A 16609-nucleotide genomic window follows, 5' to 3' on the forward strand; every position below is an offset into this window, starting at 1 on the left:
GTCAGAGCAATCCGGTGAGCTGACGCGCGCAATCGAGTAGGAAACCGACCAACTCTCGATCCTCGTCCGTCACTCGCCCGCTCGCTCCCTGAACACACAACCCGCCGGCCACCTGGTCTGCGTGATCCCGAACCGGTACTGCGACCGCGGATCGACCCAGGCGACATTCCTGGTTCTCGAATGCAAAACCCTGCAGGCGAACAGACCTCAACTGCTCATACAACGCATCGAAATCACCGAGGGTGAACTCCGTGACCCGGCGAAGTTCCAAACCCGAAAGCAGCCGCTCGTCGTGCGCCAACAGAACCTTCCCCAGCGCATTCGCGTGAAGGTTCTTGGCCAGTGCCGCTATTCCGATGATCTCGTGATCCGGATCCTTGTCGACGAACCTCAAGCGCCCACCAGCGAATGAGGCGACGTGCAATCCGAACCTCGTGTGTGTCCGCATGTCCTCGACGCGCTCGTGCAGCGTCGGCGCCGGACCACTCGACGACGCCGCATGCGAGAGCTCGGCAGTCCGACGCCCCAACGCGAACCCTGACAGGTCCGGCACCCGCACGAGAAAGCCCTCCGCCACCAGCAGATTCAGCATCCGGTACGCCGTGGCCGATGGAACGCCTGCAAAAGTGGCGATCTCCTTCGCGGTTGTTCCCGGTCCCAGATGAGCCACCGCCTCGAGCATCCCCAGCGCCTTCTGGACCGCACGCGGTTGTTGTCCACTGAAGTGGGTCTCGTCGCCGATCTGTTTGCCTGATCGTGGACCAGCGGTTGCACGGTCCGCGGTCACCGCCCATGCTCCGGCGAGTCACCCTCGGCGGTCCCACGATCCGGAACGAGTCGCCTTCGCCCGTCACCGTCGATCAGCAGAGTGCCCGCACCGGGCAACAGGTCCGCCGTCTCGACGCTGTCGAAAGCGCCAACCATCAGAAGGCTTTCAGGTCTGGCTCTACGGAGCAATGCACTCCACACTGTCCCCGACACCGCAACAGCAAGAGCAGCGATCGGCAGTGCCCACATCCCGTGAACCGCACCGTCGAGAACGATGTAGACCAGTAGACCAGCACCGGCGGTACTCACGGACAGGGTGCATATCCGGGTCAGCGACGTATGTTCCCCGATTCGGCGCAAGAACTTCCACGAAGCAAAGGCCACCAGCGTGTAAGCGCAGACCAACGCGGTCTCCACCACGCCGTCGAAGGATCCCGAATCGTCGCGAACCGTATCCGAATAGATGAATACGCCCGCCGCACTTACCGCGACGAACGCAAGTACCGCAACGTACGGGGTGCGGAACCGTCTGTGTACGCGAGCGAGCGGCGACGGCAGTACCCGTTCGATCCCCATCGAGTACAACAACCGCGAACCCGCCTGCGCACAACCGAGAGTGGATGCGAACCAGGAACACGTCATTCCGATCTTGACTGCCAGAACCACTTCCGCGCTGGCTCCGGATGCCGTTCCTTCGAAGTACGCTCCGACGATCGTTGCGCCGTGGCCGGTCATCGCCGCCCAGGCCGCAAAAACGAAGAGGACCCCGCAGATGATCGGCGAAATGAGAACCGTGCGTGTGACGCTGATGAGTGGTCGTTTCGCTTCCGGGCCGAAGAAGGCCGAGCTTTCGAAGCCCGCCATGCTGAGCACCGTCAGCATCGCGAGAAACGGAACTGCACTCAGCGACGGATTCGGCAGGGCAACAGCAGTTGTCGTGTCACTGTGCGTCGCCAGCATGACCACGACGATGAGAATCAACGAGCACGTTTCGACGACCAGGATCGCTCGGGTGGCGAACCGGACGCCTCGCACTGCAATCCACGCGACGGCCAGGGCAATCGCCACCGTCGTGATCACCGTCGCGGCAGGCCCTCGCACGTCGGGGCCGACAATGGCGATGGTATCGAGCAGACTCGGAACTGCCTGCGAGAAAACCGAAACCGAGATTCCGAGATACCCGAGTACCAGTGCGGCACCCGCCGTCAGTGTCGCCCGGATACCGGAGCCTTGGAAGACGAAGCTGTACAACGATCCTGCTGCGGCCAGTCTCCGCGTGAACTGAGTGATGCAGAACGCAACGAGAAACACCGCCGAAGTTGTCGCAGCAATCGCAGCCAACCCGACGTAGCCGGGACTGTAGGTGATCATCCACAGGGCGATGAACACCATTCCCGTTGCCGGAGCGATCGTGGAAAGTGATTGCCCCAACAGGTCGATCGGGGTCAGACGTCCTCGTCCGAGACCACGGAGCGGGGAGAACACGGGCTCACTGTGTTGATCCGCATTCTGCGCTCGCGTGATCGCCGCACGCAGTGCCGCACTCACGGCCATGTGTCACCGTCCGTCGCGTCCAGGCCCGAACCTACGAGCGAATTGTCAGAATTCGGTCAAGTTAGTCCGCTTATGTTTCCGCGCAGTTTCCACGATGGCGCGCACAGAACTTTCAAGTGAGAATCCGACTCTGTTTCCCACCCAGCGTCATGCCGGATCAAGGGCGGCCGACGGTATCCGTCCCCTCCGGGAGCACCTTGACCTGCGAGTTCTCCGATTCTCACACGACAACTGCTCTCTCAGTTGCACCTCGTCCAGGCGTAGCGCGGTCGACGCGGGTTCGCAGCATCGCCCGTACAGGATGTGTCCCACACACCACCGGCACTACCCGAGAGGAACGGAGGAAGCATGGACTTGGTCAGCGCCACCACTTCGGCGATCATCGGATTTGTTCTCCTGCTCGCCGGCATTCCCAAGCTGAACGACCACGACGGGGTCCTTCGTTCGGTGCGCGGATACAAAGTGTTGCCGGTGCGACTCGAAGTACCTATCGCTCGCATCCTTCCCGTCACGGAAACCGTCGTAGGCATCCTTCTGGTTCTCGGCGTGGCCCATCGCCTCGCCGCCTTGGTTGCTGCCGTCATGTTCGCGTCGTTCTTCACGGGCCTCACGATCAACCTCCTGCGTGGGCGACGCGATCTGGACTGCGGATGTTTTGCATTCGGAGTCGGCGAGATTCCGCGTATCGGATGGTTCCACGCCGTTCGCGCCGGAACACTCGCGGTGATCGCTGTGGCACTGTCGGTCACCGCCGGACAGGCTGTGATCGGCGTCCAGGTCGTGGCGGCGACCTTCGGATTCCTCCTCGTTCTGGCGGGAGTTGCTCTCGCACAGATTCGTTCGGTGGTCCACCTCGGACGACGCCCGGTCGACGACTACCTGTCGAGTGCCTCCATTCGCCTCCGAACCGCCGAAACCGCGTCCCGGTACGGCTCGTGAACTCACATCCCCACCACTGAAAACTCGAAGGCAGGACTACCACGATGACCACTTTCCTCCTTGTCGCGACAGTGATCCTGGTGATCGCCGTAGCCGTACTGTTCTTGATGGTTCTTGCTCTGGCTCGTGAAATCGGCCGCGTACAAGTACGTCTCGGACCTCTCGGTGCCCGGATGATGGATACCGGGCCCAAGGTCGAACAGGCCGGCCCGTCGTTTGCCGGTCTCATCGATCAGGAAGGACGGATCGTCGGAGTCGGTGGTCACCGCGACAAACCTCAACTCCTGCTGTTCACAGCACCGAGTTGCTCGACGTGCAAGAGCCTTCTTCCCGGCGTAAGGGCAATGGCCCGAGCCGAATCGGATCTCGACGTGATCATCATCTCCGACGGAACACCCGAAGAGCATCGCGAGTTCCTGGCCGGCAGCGGGATCGGTTCCGAGCTCAGTTACATCGACGCTCGAGACGTCGGTATCGCATACCAGGTGGGCACCACTCCGTACGGCGTGATTCTCGACGAGCACGGCAAGATCCGAGGAAAGGGCCTGTGCAATCACATGGCTCAGGTGGAAAGCCTGCTCAATGCGCTCGAATCCGGCACCCCCTCACTCCAGCACCTTCATGCCCAGGCGAAATCCGGCAGCGCGGCCTGATCTTCCTGCACAGTTCGATCCTCTTCACGAATCAGGAGAAAATCGTTGGACAACAATGAATTCCCGCAGCACAACATGACGGAGAATCGATATCCCGTCGACGAGGCGACAGTTCAGGCCCAGGCCGAATGGATGGCGGGCCAGGGCGGTTCGCTCACCAGCCGAACCGGACGTAAACTCTCCGAACGAGTTTCGCGGCGCTCGATGATCAGTCGGATCGGCAAGTGGACCATGGGTGTGTCAGGAGTGGCACTGATCAGCACACTTCCCGTGACACGTAGTGCCTTCGCCCAAGAGCCCGAGGTTCCTGCGCCGGCACCTGGCCCCGAACCTCTTGTCCCTGTCTACGACGGTAAAGATCCGGCCGAGTGCGAGTACTGGCGCTGGTGCAACATGGACGGAACGTCCTGTGCCGCATGCAACGGCGGCGGTGTCACCACCTGCGCCCCCGGCAGCAAGCCCGGCGCAGAGTTCTGGGTCGGATGCTGCACCAACCCTGATACCGGCAAGACCTATCTGATCGCCTACTACGACTGCTGTGGTGCACCTTCGTGTTCCAACGCATTCTGCGGCGAACCGGACATGCAGGCCGTGATGTACAACCCGGTCTCCGGAAGCTACGACCAGGAAATCATCTGGTGTGTCTCCGACGAGTCCCAGGCATACACCTGCACGATGGCGCCCATCATCGGTGAGGACTGCCAGACTCGACCGGCCGAGCGCCCCAAGGTCGGTGCCGGATCATGAGCAGTCCGCGAACCCGAAAACTGGCGCGACCCGCCGTTGCCGTCATCCCACTCACCGTCGTACTCGCGCTGGCCGGCTGCAGTTCGTCTGACAACGACGAACCCTCCAGCGCAGGTGATGTCACCTATCCGACAGTTCCGTTCACTGCTCCAGGTGAAGGAATCTCCCTCGGTCACGACGACCAGGAAATCGGCGACACCATTCCCGAGCCGTTGCACGTCGGTTCGATCACCCCGATCGCAGCTGACCGCTTGCTGGGCGTCGAAGGTGGATTCGGCCAACTCGAGCTCAGCGTCAACGTCATCGATCCGAAAACCGGTGTGGCCGAGAGCCGGATCACCGTCGGCCCGGGTATCTGGGATCCGGTCATTCACGGATTCGTCGGGGATTCCGCCGAGGATCCTGCGGTACTCGCTGCCGAGGTGTGGCGCCCCCGAGGTTCCCGCGGCGCAGCAGATTTCACGGTCAGCACTTACTCCGGAAACCTGCTGGAACCAGCCGAGGTCATGCTTCCGGACGTCGCACGCGTACATTCCCGTCCCGGCTCGAACGCCGTGACCTCCGACGGTAAGTTCTTCGTCACGTGGGACGACGGTTTGTACGGCATCAGGGTGGTCGACCTCGAGAAGATGGAAGCGACCGGTGCACTCCAGATAGTCGGCTGCGGTCCGTTCACGTGGATGGTCGATCACGAACTGTACAGCGTCTGCGAGGACACCCGGGAACTGCTGCACGTCACGATCGGTGACGACGGAGTTCCGAAGGAAACCGCCCGAAGCAAGGTCCTACCCGAGGATTTTGTCTCGACCCGCAAGGTCACGTGGGCCTCGGAAGCACAAAAAGCCTTGCTGGTCAGTGAGAACGGCGATGTGTACGTCTTCGACTTCTCCAACGGACTGCCTCAGGAAGGTGTCAAGCCGATCGGAAACGCCGGGCAGGACTCCGGTCGATTCTCGGAGAACGTCATCAACGCCGACGCAACCCGGCTCGCAATCGCATACACGGACACGGCTATTCATCCGGACTCTGCTCGGGGAGGCTCACTGGTCAAGATCGACTTGTCCGACGCAACAACCTTCGCCCCGGTGAAGAGCTTGACACTTGCCGACCTCGGCCTGACAGACATCGAGAGCATGACCTTCTCCGTCGACGGCGCCACGTTCTACGTGCTCGGTACCGGACCTGAGGTCGAAGGCTCCGCTCCGCAGAAGATCGTGGGTTACAACGCGAGCACCGGCGAACAGGTCAGTTCCGTCGATGTCTCGGGCAACGTCGGGGATGTCAGCGGGTTGATCACACCAGAAGTACTCCGATGAGTCGTCCCGGATCCGGTGTGGCGATGGGCCGGCGCCGCTTCCTGAGTTTGGGAGCACTCGGCGCCGGAGCACTCGGGCTCGGCGCAATGGGGACGATTGCCGGATGCAGTTCCACTGCAGCATCTCCGACGCCGACGACCGATCTCGACTACATCCTGCCCACCGACCCGGAAGTTGCCGCCGCAGAATCGGCGCGAGCCTGGAACGGGACCACCGCTGCGTTTGCCCTTGCCGCCGGATTCTCGACGGTAGATCTTGGCGGACGCCTCGTGGACACGTGGACGTACGGAGGCGCTGCGGTGGCTCCGGAACTTCGCCTGAAGTCCGGTGACCGGGTGAACGTCAGCGTCCAGAACGGCCTCGACGCCGAAACAACACTGCATTGGCACGGAATTCGAATCCGCAACGACATGGATGGCGCGGCACCCACCACGCAGGCTCCCATCGGCGCCGGTTCGAGTTTCGAGTACAACTTCATCGCACCGGATCCGGGAACGTACTGGTACCACTCGCACAGCGGATTACAAGCCGATCGGGGGCTGTTCGGCGCCTTGATCGTCGAGAACCCGAACGACATCACCGGGGCCGACATCGATGCCGTTCTGGTGCTCGACGACTGGCTCGACGGATTGGGTACCACACCGGATTCCGTCCTGATGGCCCTGAACCCGGCAATTTCGGGCGGGCACGGCGGACACGGCGGTGGGGCAACAACTCCGGCGGAACACTCGGAAGCCGACATGTCCGTCGCGCAACAGTTGGTGAGCGGCGGACACGGTTCTTCCGAACCACTCGGCGGGATGACTCAACACATCGCGTATCCACTGCACTTGATCAACGGGCGGCCACCCAACGATCCTGCTGTCGTCACTGCAGCGCCCGGTTCGACCCTGCGACTGCGAATCATCAACGCAGCGGCCGAAACTCCGTATCGGTTCGCTGTGGCCGGTCACGAGATGACAATTGTCGCTACCGATGGCTACGACGTGGAACCAACTCCTGCCGACACCATCATCGTCGGAATGGCGCAGCGCTACGACGTGCTGGTGACGGTGAAGTCGGGAACATGGCCGGTGGTGGCGAAGGTCGAGGGCCGAGATGGTTATGCGTCGACCGTCCTACGCAGCACCGACGCGTTGGCCCTGGCGAACCCGGATGTCGGCGGAAACCTCTCGGAACTGGCCGGCCGACTGGTCACCGAAAGCGAACTCCGGCCCACGGAATACGCACGGCTCGAGACGAAGTCGCCTGATCGCGACTACCACATCGAATTGATCCAAGCCGGCGATCGGTACGTCTGGGGAATGGCGGGAGCCGATGCGGGCAAGCTCGTCATGAAACAGGGCGAACGGGTCCGGATCACGATGAAGAACACGTCCACGATGTGGCACCCGATGCACACCCACGGCCACACGTTTGCGGTACCGGATTACGGCGGACTTCGCCGCGACACCGTCAACGTCCTACCCGGCACCGAGCTTGCCATCGAGTTCGACGCCGACAATCCCGGCGAGTGGATGTTCCACTGCCACAACGCCTACCACTTCGAGGCCGGCATGACGGCAAATCTGCGTTACGTCCGCTGACAAGTCGAAGAATGGAGAGAACACCTCATGAAGAAACTCGTTCCCGCTTTCCTGGCCGCGTGCGCTGCCCTGAGCCTCACCGCCTGCAGTAGTGATGCCGGTGCGTCGTCGGACGAACCTGCAGTCGTGATCGAGGTGAAGAACATGGCGTACACACCGGCATCGGTCACCATCGAGAAGGGACAGACCGTCGAATGGAAGTTCGACGACAGCGGACTCCCCCACGACGTGGTCGGCAACGGTGATCTCGACGGGAAACTGAAGAGCGAGTTGCTCACCGAGGGAACCTTCTCGTACACGTTCGACGACGCCGGCACCTTCACCTACCACTGCACGCCCCATCCGATGATGGTGGGCACCGTGATCGTTCAGTAGTGAGGAGGTGGATCGTCGGCTTCGGCCTCGCTGTCGCGGCGACGTGTGTCCCAGCTTGCGGCACAGAAGATCCCGTCCCCGACGTGGTGGTCGAGATCAGCAATGTTCAGTTCAGCCCGATGGACGTCACCGTGGAACACGGCGGCACCGTCGAGTGGCGCTTCGACGACGGTGGACTCCTGCATCACGTGGAATCACCCGGCCTGTTCGACAGCGGTATCACCGGAGACGGAACGTTCCGGCACACGTTCGAGAGCGTCGGAGTCTACGAATATTCGTGCTCCGTGCACCCGTACATGATCGGAGTCATCACAGTGCTGTGAACTCTGGCTCATCACTTTTCGCTGCGACTTCGGCTCGACACTTTTCCTGAACCACAAACACTTCGGAGGATCTGATGACTACTGTTCTCTCACACGGCCCACTGCAGACCGACGTCCCTGACATCCGGCCGACCCTTCAAGGCTCGGTCGGCACCGCGACCCGTGTCAGCCTCGTCGCGGCGGGCGCCGCTGCGGGTGCCGGCCTCGCACTCGTGGCCACGCCATCTGCGACAACAGCTTTGACCACAGCTGTTATCGGCGCCGGACTGGTTACGTCGCTGGCCGCGAACTGGTCGACCTGCGGAATGTCCGTCGCCGGAGTTGTTGCCGCGCCGAAGCAAGTCGATCGGAAGGGATCCTCGACTCCCGTCCGCCGACTCGGCTGGCACGCTCTGGGTTCGGTCACGACGGGAGCCGTCACCGGGGCATTGATCGGCGCTCTCGGTGCGGCGATCTCCGGGTACGTGCCGGTCGGCTGGGCGCTGGGCGTCTGGGCCGTCGTCGCGGTTGCATACGGGCTGCACGAGTTGGGTGCGGTGAGCATGCCGACTCCGATGCGGCGCCAACAGCTTCCGCGCCATCTGCGCCGCACCATGGCGCCGTGGAAGGTCTCGCTGATCTTCGGCGCGATCATCGGTCCGGGATTTCTGATCTTCATCCGCTCGAGTGCGTACTACCTCCTGGCACTCGGCGTCATGGCTTCGGGTACACCGGCTCTCGGGGCGGCGCTGTTCACGGTCGTATCCCTTGGCCGCTGCATGCCCAGCCTCGCGGCAATCGTGCACACCAAGCGTGGTGGCTCGATGCCGGGATTCCTCTCGATCATGTGCGTCGTGGACCGTCGCGTGCAGAGCGTCACCGGCGCGGCATTGATCGCACTGGGAGCATTCGCCGCCGCAGCACTGATCTGACTGTCGAGCTAGCACCCTTCACCTCGAGTGAACACACGCTCCGACTCTCCGGAGCGTGTGTTCACTCGACAGAAACCGTGCACACTCACCCCGTGTCAGGGAATCGACAGCGCCACCTGGACCGAGTCCTCCGACGGCGACGTCACCTTTGCGTCCCGGCTCCACAGCATGTCGAGCGCCGCCTTGGGCTTGGCAAGAACCCACTCCCGGGCGGCGTTCTTGATCAGCGTCGGAGTTGCGCACCCGCAATCGCTGTTCACACCGTCTGCGTCGATGCCGACGTCTCGGCACAACGCAACAGCGCGGGGCACGTGATACCCCTGAGTGACGATCAACGCCTTGGTCACCCCATACGTATGTATGGCCCGGAAGCAGGTGTCATAGGTGTCGAGGCCGTACGGATCCCCCACGATGCGACGCTCATCTATTCCCTGCTCCACCAGGTAGTTCGTCATCGCCGCGATCTCGTCACCCGAGCCGCCGTTCGCGTCGCCGGAGACGAGGACCGCTTTAGCCTTTCCCGCTTCCACCAGTTCGACTGCTGCGTCCAGCCGCCCCTTCAGGAAAGCCATCGGCTTACCGTCCTTGATCTGCGCGCCCAGCACGATCACTACCGGAGCATCGGGAGCATCGGCGGCGTCCGACGTGTGGCCGGCCGACGCCACGGAAATCCACACGATCGAGCCCGCGTAGACAACCGCTCCGAGCACCGCAATGCCTGCGACCCAACGAGGCCACCGGCGCTTGCGCGGCGGTTTCACTGGATCTGCAGCGGCTTCGTCCATTCGTCGATCAAACCACACGGTTTCTTCACCGCTTAGGCGCTCGGTCGATCCTCCATCCCTCCGCGCCACTGCGCTCGGCCCACAAATCCGAGTACTTCCCACCTCGCGCGATCAGGTCTTCGTGGGAGCCGACCTCCTCCACCCCACCGTCTTCGAGGTAGACGATGCGATCTGCTCCCTGAATAGTCGACAGGCGATGAGCGATGATCACCACCGTTCGACCACGGGCCAATCGGTGAATTGCCTCGGTGATGGCGACTTCGTTCTCTCCGTCGAGGGCGGAAGTCGCTTCGTCGAGAAGAACAATCGGAGTGTCCTTGAGGAATGCCCGCGCAATCGAGACCCGCTGACGTTCACCGCCGGACAGCAGTGATCCGCCTTCACCTACCCTGGTCTCCTCACCGCTCGGCAAACGGTCGATCACTTCGCCTAGCCTGGAATCCACCACTGCTTGACGGACCTCCGACTCGGTGGCATCCGGTCTCGCCAACCGAACGTTCTCCAGGATGGTTCCGTCGAACAGGTAAACCTGCTGTGAGACAGTCGATATCCGAGACATCAATGCTCTCGTTCCGATCTCGCGAACATCGGCTCCCCCGATGGTTACCGCACCTTCGTCGACGTCCCAGAATCTGGAGATCAGCCGAACCAGAGTTGTCTTTCCGGAACCGGAAGGACCGACCAGAGCAGTGACCGAGCAGTCCGGGAATTCGAGACTCACGTTACGAATCACGCGATCCGGGCCGTAGCCGAAGGAGACCGAATCGAACCGAATATCATACGACGTAGGCTCTTTCGGCACCTCAGGTTCCGCCAGCACCGGTACATCGATCATCTCTCGGACAGATCCGAGCGACACCCGGGCCAGTGAGATACCTTCACCGAATCCTGCGAGCATCTGCATCGGCTCCACGAACCTCACGGCCAACACGAGAACAACGATCACGCTTGCTGTGTCGATGAACCTGGTGGTGACCAGCAGTGCCGCCAGAACCAGGACGGTGAGAAAGGCAACCTGAACGACGATCATGAAGCGCAGCAGATACTTGTCGACCGATCCGATTTCCTGCAGGTGTGCGTCCCGGTTGGACACAAGTGCTTCGTCCAACCGAGTCCAGCCTTCGCCGCTCTTACCGGCCGAACGTAGAACTTGCTGCGCCTGTGCATATTCGACGACGCGCGATGCCAACTCGGATTCGCTCTTGCCGATCGCCTCGTATTCGGGAACAACCGCACGCTGCACGTTGCGGTAAGCCCGAATCCCCAGTGGAACGAAGACGACCATCGCGAGGGACAGTCGCCAGTCCACAAACAACACAGCGATCGCCACTGTCGCTGGAGTCACCGTGACGGTGACGAGTTGCGCGATGATCATTCCCGGGATGCTCATCAAGATAGCCGTGCCCTCGGTGACCAGGCGAGTGAACGCTCCACGGTTTGCCTTGCTGAACCACCCGAGCGGAACCTGCACCAAGTGCTCACCGAGGCGATGCATGATTCCACCGGCAAAACCCTCGATTCCGATGCGGTACGCCCGATTCTCGGCGATCCACCGTACGGCGCCACAGGCCACCGCCACGAGAGCAGCCGTGACAACCCACGGCACTGCGGCGTCGTAATCGCCGCGAACCACCGCTTTCAGGATCGGAATCATCAGTGCAAAGACGACACCCTCGAGTATCCCGGCGAGCGTGAAACCTGCTATCTGACCTCGCATCCCATTGCCGCGCCCGAGGATTTCGTCCAGGTCTCGAATCATTGCAGCGCCTTTCGCGGAGATATGTCTTCGACGAGGGGGTTCTGGAGCGCCCACATCCGCGCGTAGGTTCCGCCGAGCGCCGACAACTGTTCGTGCGTACCCTTTTCCACGATCCGTCCGGCGTCGAGAACGAGTATCTGATCGGCGTATCGGACGGTGCACAGTCGATGAGCGATCACCATCAGGGTGCCGCCGTCCGCACTGATCTCACCCAGTGCGCGTTGAACGGCCGATTCACTGTGGGGATCGGCCTGCGAAGTCGCCTCGTCCAGGATGACGATCGGCGGGTTCTGAAGGATGGCGCGGGCGATCGTCAGGCGTTGCTTCTCCCCACCCGACAGCTCACCGCCCGAACCACCACCGATCTCGGTGTCGTACCCGTCCGGCAGTCGCATGATCACGTCATGAATTTGCGCCCGCTTCGCCGCTGTCTCCACTTCCATATCCGTTGCATCTGGTCTGCCGAGCCGAATGTTCTCGCGCACGGTGTCCCGCAAGAGCACGACATCCTGGAAGACGATCGCCATCGATTTCAAGACTTCACGACTGGACTGATCTCGTAAATCGCTTCCACCGAGGCGAATAGATCCATCCGTCACGTCCCAGAACCGCGGAAGTAGACGCGCCAACGTGGTCTTTCCGGAGCCGGACGGTCCGACTATCGCGGTGACGGTGCCCTGTTGCATCTCGAAGGAGATGTTCTCGAGGACGCGCTGTCCAGTGGTGTATTCAAATCCGACGCAATCGAATTCAACCAAGGTACCGCGAGCCGAGACCGGCTCCCGGGGTTCAGCCAGCTCTTCTTCGCCGAGAATGCTCTCGACGTGAGTCGCTCCCAGTTGGCCTTCGCGGTAGAGATTGGCCATCGTTCCCATGTGCAGAACCGACGACGGAACACCGATTCCGACGACTAGAAAGGCAACAAGAGCTACCGGGGTAATCCAACCCCCGGACAACATTGCAGTTCCCGTCGCCGTGATGACCACGATGAGTGCCGCCGGTGAGAGGAGGATCGACATCGCGACCACCGGCCTTCCCATCCCCGACATCCATCGCACGCACACCGCAACCATCGAATCGACAGCGCTCGAGTAGCGCGCGAATGCGCGACTCCCACTCCCGTACGTCTTGACAACCTCGATACCGTCGCCCAGTTCTACTGTCGCAGAGGTCAATGTCGACATTGCAAGATTCCAGGAGTCGACGTTCGTTCGATAGGCTCTGCGCATCGACGGCGCGGCGAGAGCGAGACACACTCCGATGTAGCCGACCAGGACCAGGCTGAACTTCCAGTCCATCGCCACCAGATAGATCAGGGCCACTATCGGCGACAGGATCGCGGGCACCACGTCGGCGGGAAGGTGAGCGACGAGAAGATGCATCCGCTTCACGTCGTCCGTCATCGCCTGCTTCACTTCACCGGCGCCACCATTTGCAAACCACCCCAGAGGAACTCGGGACAGATGCCGAGCGATACGCGAGCGGATCGAGTATTTGAAATGCGCGTCGGCGGTGTGACAGACGATCAGTGCTGCGTTGTAGACGACAAAACCGAGAATTGTGCCCGCTGCACCGATTGCGGCCCACATCCAGACCAGGTTCAACGACGAGCCGGTCAGGAGCACCCGCGCGATCTCGACCACCGCAACGTAGGGCAGGAATCGCAGTGGCACCGACAGTGCCGACAGACCCGCCCCTAGGAGGAGTTGATTTCTCACCGGCGCGATCATCCTGCCCAAAGCGTCTCGGTCGACGAGTCCAGGCGAGTCTTCCGGGGCTGCGGACTCGTTCACTTTCATTGCCGCACTCACTCTTCGACGATGATCGTGCCGGTCATGTTCGGATGTGGTGTGCACGTGTAGGTGAACGTTCCGGCTTTGTCGAAGGTCTGACTGTAGGTTCCGCTTCCTTGGAGATCGCTCTTGATCCCCAACTCGGCGAACACGACATCGTGCGGCATTCCCTGGTCCTCGAAAATCCACGTGACGGTCTGTCCTGTGTGCACGGTGACGGAGTTCGGTGTGTACGCAAGGTTTTTCACCGAGATCTCGACCGGCGCTTGCTCGGTAGATCCCGTCGAATCGTTGCCGCACGACGTCAGTGTGAATACCGCTGCAACAGCGATCAATGTGGTCAATCCGGTGCGAAATGACATTCTGCTCTCCTCATCGAACGTAGTGGAGGTCGGCAGTCATCCCGGCCTCGAAGTGGTACGCGTTGTGACAGTGAAACATCCACCGTCCTGGATTGTCGGCGTCGAAGTCGATCGCCATTTGTGTACGCGGAAGTACGATCACGGTGTCTCGGCGAAGCCCGCCGTAGGAGGGAACCGAGAAGGTGTGCCCATGGGTGTGCATCGGGTGCCACATGTCGGTGGCGTTGTTCATGACGATTCGTATTCGCTCGCCCTGCTTCATTCTCAACCGACCTGCATCGGCGCCCGCCATTCCCCAGAGGTATCGATCGCCGGCCTGAATGAGATCCACCGAATACGCACGATCCGGTGCCCTCTGCTCCAGCGCTCCTGACGGGCGAAGCTCCGATTCCAGAACGAGCCGACCGCCGGAACCTGACAGCACTGCAGGCGAAGTCAGGTCGACGACCGCTACCGAATCCGGCGTCCGAAGCAGGCACGCGACGCCACCTGACTTCCCTTCCACCTTCGCGGCGATGGGCCACGAGCCGGACTGCACCGTCACCAATACGTCGTATCGCTGCGCGGGTGCGATCAGAATCTCGTCTCCGGCTGTGTAGGCAACGTCCTGCCCGTCAGCACTGACAACGGTCATCTCGTGCCCGGCGACCGAGAAACGGTACGGAGTCTCCGCCCCGGCATTGATCACCCGCAATCGAAGCCGAGTTCCGGCCGTCGCACTGACGACGAAGGGATCTTCCACAGGCCGTCCGTTGATCAGGTGCAGTGGATACGTGATGTGCGTTGCCATTCCACCGAGCGCCTCGGAATTTCCGTGACCACTGCCGAGAAGTTCTGCGGCAGAATCAATCTCTGCACCATCGACTTCCGGTGGAGTGCCGCCGTGCCCGTGGTGTCCTCCCTGCACGTCCGGTGACAATGCGCGAAGCACTGCATCCGGGGTTGTTCCCAGCCCGTCGAGCCAGTCGTCGATCACGATGACGACGTCCTCGTCGGCGCCGGTCCGGTCGTTCGGGTCCTCGACCACGAGTGCACCGAATAACCCTCGATCGGCCTGCAAGCCTGAATGGGAGTGGTACCAATATGTTCCGTGATCCGGGGCCACGAAGTCGTAGGTGAACTCGGCACCTGGTTGGATTCGTTCCTGGGTGACCGGCGGGACGCCGTCCATGTCGTTGCGGATCGCAATGCCGTGCCAGTGCACCGAGGTCTCCGTCGGAAGGTCGTTCTGCAAAAGAACATTGAGCTGGTCTCCCTTGGAGATTCGAAGCTCCGGGCCAACTGCTTCCGCACCGTACGACCATGTGTCGACCTCTCTGGCGCCCAGACTCACCCGAGCCGGTGCAGCTGTCAGATTCCGTTCGACTGTGCGCCCGCTATGAAATCTCGCCTGTTCGGCAGCACGAACTTCGTCGTCGAACGGTGAAATCTCAGAACCGGTTTCGTTCGCCGAACCACGGCTGCACGCACTCAGTGCCACAGAACCCAAAGCCGCAGAGCCCAAAGCCGCAGAGCCGAGCGTCACCGCTCCCCATCGCAGAGCCAGGCGCCGACTCAACGCTCTCGAACTCATGCCGTCAGCGCCGTGAATTCCTGATAGCGCGTCGCGGCAACAGCTTCGGTTCCGGTGCCGGTCAGATTGCCGGCAGCCATGGCATCCATGTCCTCGATCATCCAGAAGGTGGCGAAGGGATGAGTGGCAAGCCACATGTCTCCGTTGACCTTGGCCACTCGGTTCTCCTGCACCGCTGAAAGACTCGAGAATCCGGGAACACCGGCAACCTTGCCGAACTCGTACACGCCCTCGTCGAACACGGCTACGATCCGAGCATCCTGCGCCGGGATCGCCTCGTCGGACAGGGGCGCATACGGCAGTCCTCCAGCGGCATTCGCTCGCTGGGATTCCGGACGCCCGAAGCCGCTCTCCGCCAACAGCAACGACGGCGGCGCCTGCTCGGTGGTGGTGGCAAGGATTCCAGAACTGCTCATCAGCACCGACACGGTGTTCACTTCACCACCGGACCGAGCAGAGACGTCAGCGATCTTGCCCTCCAAAGCGACAGTCAGCTTGTCGGCAACCGACTGACGATCAAAAGCGCGTCCGAAGAAGGCAAGATTCTCACGCCACGGAGTGGTGACGGCCGGGACCGGCACTGTGGGTACGGTCGACGCAAGGGAGTCGTAGTAGCTCCGATCGCCCATCGACGTGAAGATGACCAGTCCGGGATCCTGGGCGAGGACCTGCTCGATCGGGGGTGCACCGAGCGGCGGCACCGTGACCACCTCGGTACCCGCTGACGCCAAGATATCCTGGCCGATCTCCGATCCCCACGACGTGAAGACCACGTCAGGGGTGATGCCGACGGCAAGGAGACCGAGTGCGGCGTATTCGTCGAGGGAAACAATTCGCCCGAGGTCGCCCGGAACCGACGTCTCACCGAATTCGTGGGACACAACACGCGTTCCCTCGGCAGGTTCCGTCGTCGGTCCCGCCTCACTCGAGCTACAGGCGGCCGCAGTCAGGGCAACGACACTGACCAGCAGCGAAGCACCCAGCCTCGATAGGTAACCGGGTCGCGTTTTCAACTTCATGGTGTCCTTCAGCTTCGAAAAATCGGGGGGTTCGCATAAATCCGAGCACTGCTCGGATTTGGCAAGTAAACCTCACCTAAGTACATCCGTCAATCGCTTGCGTCGACTACGCACACCGATCCGACGCCACTAAGCTCGGTCGGACC

Annotated in this window: 16 protein-coding genes; 8 read left to right on the top strand and 8 right to left on the bottom strand. The window is 61.8% G+C overall.

The window, feature by feature from the left end:
* Window position 1 precedes the first annotated feature (1 nt).
* Together A0W34_RS25810 and A0W34_RS25815 are read right to left on the bottom strand one after the other, a co-directional pair.
* A complete protein-coding gene (locus tag A0W34_RS25810) occupies window positions 2-787 on the bottom strand; it encodes an IclR family transcriptional regulator (protein WP_020909339.1) in 786 nt (261 codons plus the stop codon).
* Window positions 784-2322: an APC family permease gene (locus A0W34_RS25815; RefSeq protein ID WP_081558495.1), complete on the bottom strand. Its 1539-nt coding sequence runs from the start codon at window positions 2320-2322 to the stop codon at window positions 784-786. The genes A0W34_RS25810 and A0W34_RS25815 overlap by 4 nt, the downstream gene beginning before the upstream one ends.
* A gap of 348 nt (window positions 2323-2670) precedes the next feature.
* On the opposite strand from A0W34_RS25815, the gene A0W34_RS25820 reads away from it, so the two are divergent.
* The 8 genes from A0W34_RS25820 (at window position 2671) to A0W34_RS25855 (ending at window position 9172) form a co-directional block, all read left to right on the top strand.
* Entirely contained in the window at window positions 2671-3261 is a 591-nt protein-coding gene (locus A0W34_RS25820; protein WP_081558496.1) for a MauE/DoxX family redox-associated membrane protein, read from the top strand.
* Window positions 3262-3305: 44 nt separating this feature from the next.
* Window positions 3306-3914, top strand: coding sequence for a redoxin domain-containing protein (locus tag A0W34_RS25825; protein ID WP_021345728.1), 609 nt, complete (start codon window positions 3306-3308; stop codon window positions 3912-3914).
* A 75-nt stretch (window positions 3915-3989) separates the two neighbouring features.
* Window positions 3990-4661, top strand: coding sequence for a methylamine dehydrogenase light chain (locus A0W34_RS25830; RefSeq protein ID WP_029256402.1), 672 nt, complete (start codon window positions 3990-3992; stop codon window positions 4659-4661).
* Window positions 4658-5977, top strand: a complete 1320-nt coding sequence (locus tag A0W34_RS25835) for a hypothetical protein (RefSeq protein WP_081558497.1) — start codon at window positions 4658-4660, stop codon at window positions 5975-5977. The genes A0W34_RS25830 and A0W34_RS25835 overlap by 4 nt, the downstream gene beginning before the upstream one ends.
* Entirely contained in the window at window positions 5974-7563 is a 1590-nt protein-coding gene (locus A0W34_RS25840; protein WP_081558498.1) for a multicopper oxidase family protein, read from the top strand. Before A0W34_RS25835 ends, A0W34_RS25840 begins: the two co-directional genes overlap by 4 nt.
* 27 nt (window positions 7564-7590) lie before the next feature.
* Complete coding sequence (locus A0W34_RS25845) at window positions 7591-7938, top strand: plastocyanin/azurin family copper-binding protein (protein ID WP_003940240.1); 348 nt, start codon at window positions 7591-7593, stop codon at window positions 7936-7938.
* Window positions 7938-8261 (top strand): cupredoxin domain-containing protein, encoded by a 324-nt coding sequence (locus A0W34_RS25850; RefSeq protein WP_019745578.1) that lies wholly within the window; start codon window positions 7938-7940, stop codon window positions 8259-8261. Before A0W34_RS25845 ends, A0W34_RS25850 begins: the two co-directional genes overlap by 1 nt.
* A 74-nt stretch (window positions 8262-8335) precedes the next feature.
* The gene (locus A0W34_RS25855) at window positions 8336-9172 is read left to right on the top strand and encodes a methylamine utilization protein (RefSeq protein WP_081558499.1); all 837 of its coding nucleotides are present in this window, start codon (window positions 8336-8338) and stop codon (window positions 9170-9172) included.
* Window positions 9173-9267: 95 nt separating this feature from the next.
* Here the strand turns inward: A0W34_RS25855 and A0W34_RS25860 are convergent, their stop codons facing one another.
* The 6 genes from A0W34_RS25860 to A0W34_RS25885 are packed head-to-tail and all read right to left on the bottom strand — an operon-like array spanning window position 9268 to window position 16325.
* Window positions 9268-9957 carry a SanA/YdcF family protein gene (locus A0W34_RS25860; RefSeq protein WP_019745580.1) on the bottom strand — a complete coding sequence of 230 codons (690 nt, stop codon included), beginning with the start codon at window positions 9955-9957 and terminating at the stop codon, window positions 9268-9270.
* Between the two features lie 25 nt (window positions 9958-9982).
* Window positions 9983-11716, bottom strand: coding sequence for an ABC transporter ATP-binding protein (locus tag A0W34_RS25865; RefSeq protein ID WP_081558500.1), 1734 nt, complete (start codon window positions 11714-11716; stop codon window positions 9983-9985).
* Window positions 11713-13527, bottom strand: coding sequence for an ABC transporter ATP-binding protein (locus tag A0W34_RS25870; RefSeq protein WP_232329929.1), 1815 nt, complete (start codon window positions 13525-13527; stop codon window positions 11713-11715). The genes A0W34_RS25865 and A0W34_RS25870 overlap by 4 nt, the downstream gene beginning before the upstream one ends.
* Window positions 13524-13871: a plastocyanin/azurin family copper-binding protein gene (locus tag A0W34_RS25875; RefSeq protein ID WP_007729706.1), complete on the bottom strand. Its 348-nt coding sequence runs from the start codon at window positions 13869-13871 to the stop codon at window positions 13524-13526. The genes A0W34_RS25870 and A0W34_RS25875 overlap by 4 nt, the downstream gene beginning before the upstream one ends.
* A 10-nt stretch (window positions 13872-13881) precedes the next feature.
* Complete coding sequence (locus A0W34_RS25880) at window positions 13882-15444, bottom strand: multicopper oxidase family protein (RefSeq protein ID WP_081558502.1); 1563 nt, start codon at window positions 15442-15444, stop codon at window positions 13882-13884.
* Complete coding sequence (locus tag A0W34_RS25885; RefSeq protein WP_232329930.1) at window positions 15441-16325, bottom strand: ABC transporter substrate-binding protein; 885 nt, start codon at window positions 16323-16325, stop codon at window positions 15441-15443. Before A0W34_RS25885 ends, A0W34_RS25880 begins: the two co-directional genes overlap by 4 nt.
* Window positions 16326-16609 lie beyond the last annotated feature (284 nt).

Origin of the sequence: Rhodococcus sp. BH4, from assembly GCF_002079265.1 — a bacterium.
In the GTDB taxonomy this organism is placed as follows: Bacteria; Actinomycetota; Actinomycetes; order Mycobacteriales; family Mycobacteriaceae; genus Rhodococcus_F; species Rhodococcus_F qingshengii.

What these genes read in the sequence shown, in the direction of transcription:
- A0W34_RS25845 (WP_003940240.1), top strand. Translation starts at nt 7,591, where the DNA reads ATGAAGAAACTCGTTCCCGCTTTCCTGGCCGCGTGCGCTGCCCTGAGC.
- A0W34_RS25815 (WP_081558495.1), bottom strand. Translation starts at nt 2,322, where the DNA reads ATGGCCGTGAGTGCGGCACTGCGTGCGGCGATCACGCGAGCGCAGAAT.
- A0W34_RS25840 (WP_081558498.1), top strand. Translation starts at nt 5,974, where the DNA reads ATGAGTCGTCCCGGATCCGGTGTGGCGATGGGCCGGCGCCGCTTCCTG.
- A0W34_RS25880 (WP_081558502.1), bottom strand. Translation starts at nt 15,444, where the DNA reads ATGAGTTCGAGAGCGTTGAGTCGGCGCCTGGCTCTGCGATGGGGAGCG.
- A0W34_RS25835 (WP_081558497.1), top strand. Translation starts at nt 4,658, where the DNA reads ATGAGCAGTCCGCGAACCCGAAAACTGGCGCGACCCGCCGTTGCCGTC.
- A0W34_RS25830 (WP_029256402.1), top strand. Translation starts at nt 3,990, where the DNA reads ATGACGGAGAATCGATATCCCGTCGACGAGGCGACAGTTCAGGCCCAG.
- A0W34_RS25860 (WP_019745580.1), bottom strand. Translation starts at nt 9,957, where the DNA reads ATGGACGAAGCCGCTGCAGATCCAGTGAAACCGCCGCGCAAGCGCCGG.
- A0W34_RS25825 (WP_021345728.1), top strand. Translation starts at nt 3,306, where the DNA reads ATGACCACTTTCCTCCTTGTCGCGACAGTGATCCTGGTGATCGCCGTA.
- A0W34_RS25855 (WP_081558499.1), top strand. Translation starts at nt 8,336, where the DNA reads ATGACTACTGTTCTCTCACACGGCCCACTGCAGACCGACGTCCCTGAC.
- A0W34_RS25875 (WP_007729706.1), bottom strand. Translation starts at nt 13,871, where the DNA reads ATGTCATTTCGCACCGGATTGACCACATTGATCGCTGTTGCAGCGGTA.
- A0W34_RS25865 (WP_081558500.1), bottom strand. Translation starts at nt 11,716, where the DNA reads ATGATTCGAGACCTGGACGAAATCCTCGGGCGCGGCAATGGGATGCGA.
- A0W34_RS25820 (WP_081558496.1), top strand. Translation starts at nt 2,671, where the DNA reads ATGGACTTGGTCAGCGCCACCACTTCGGCGATCATCGGATTTGTTCTC.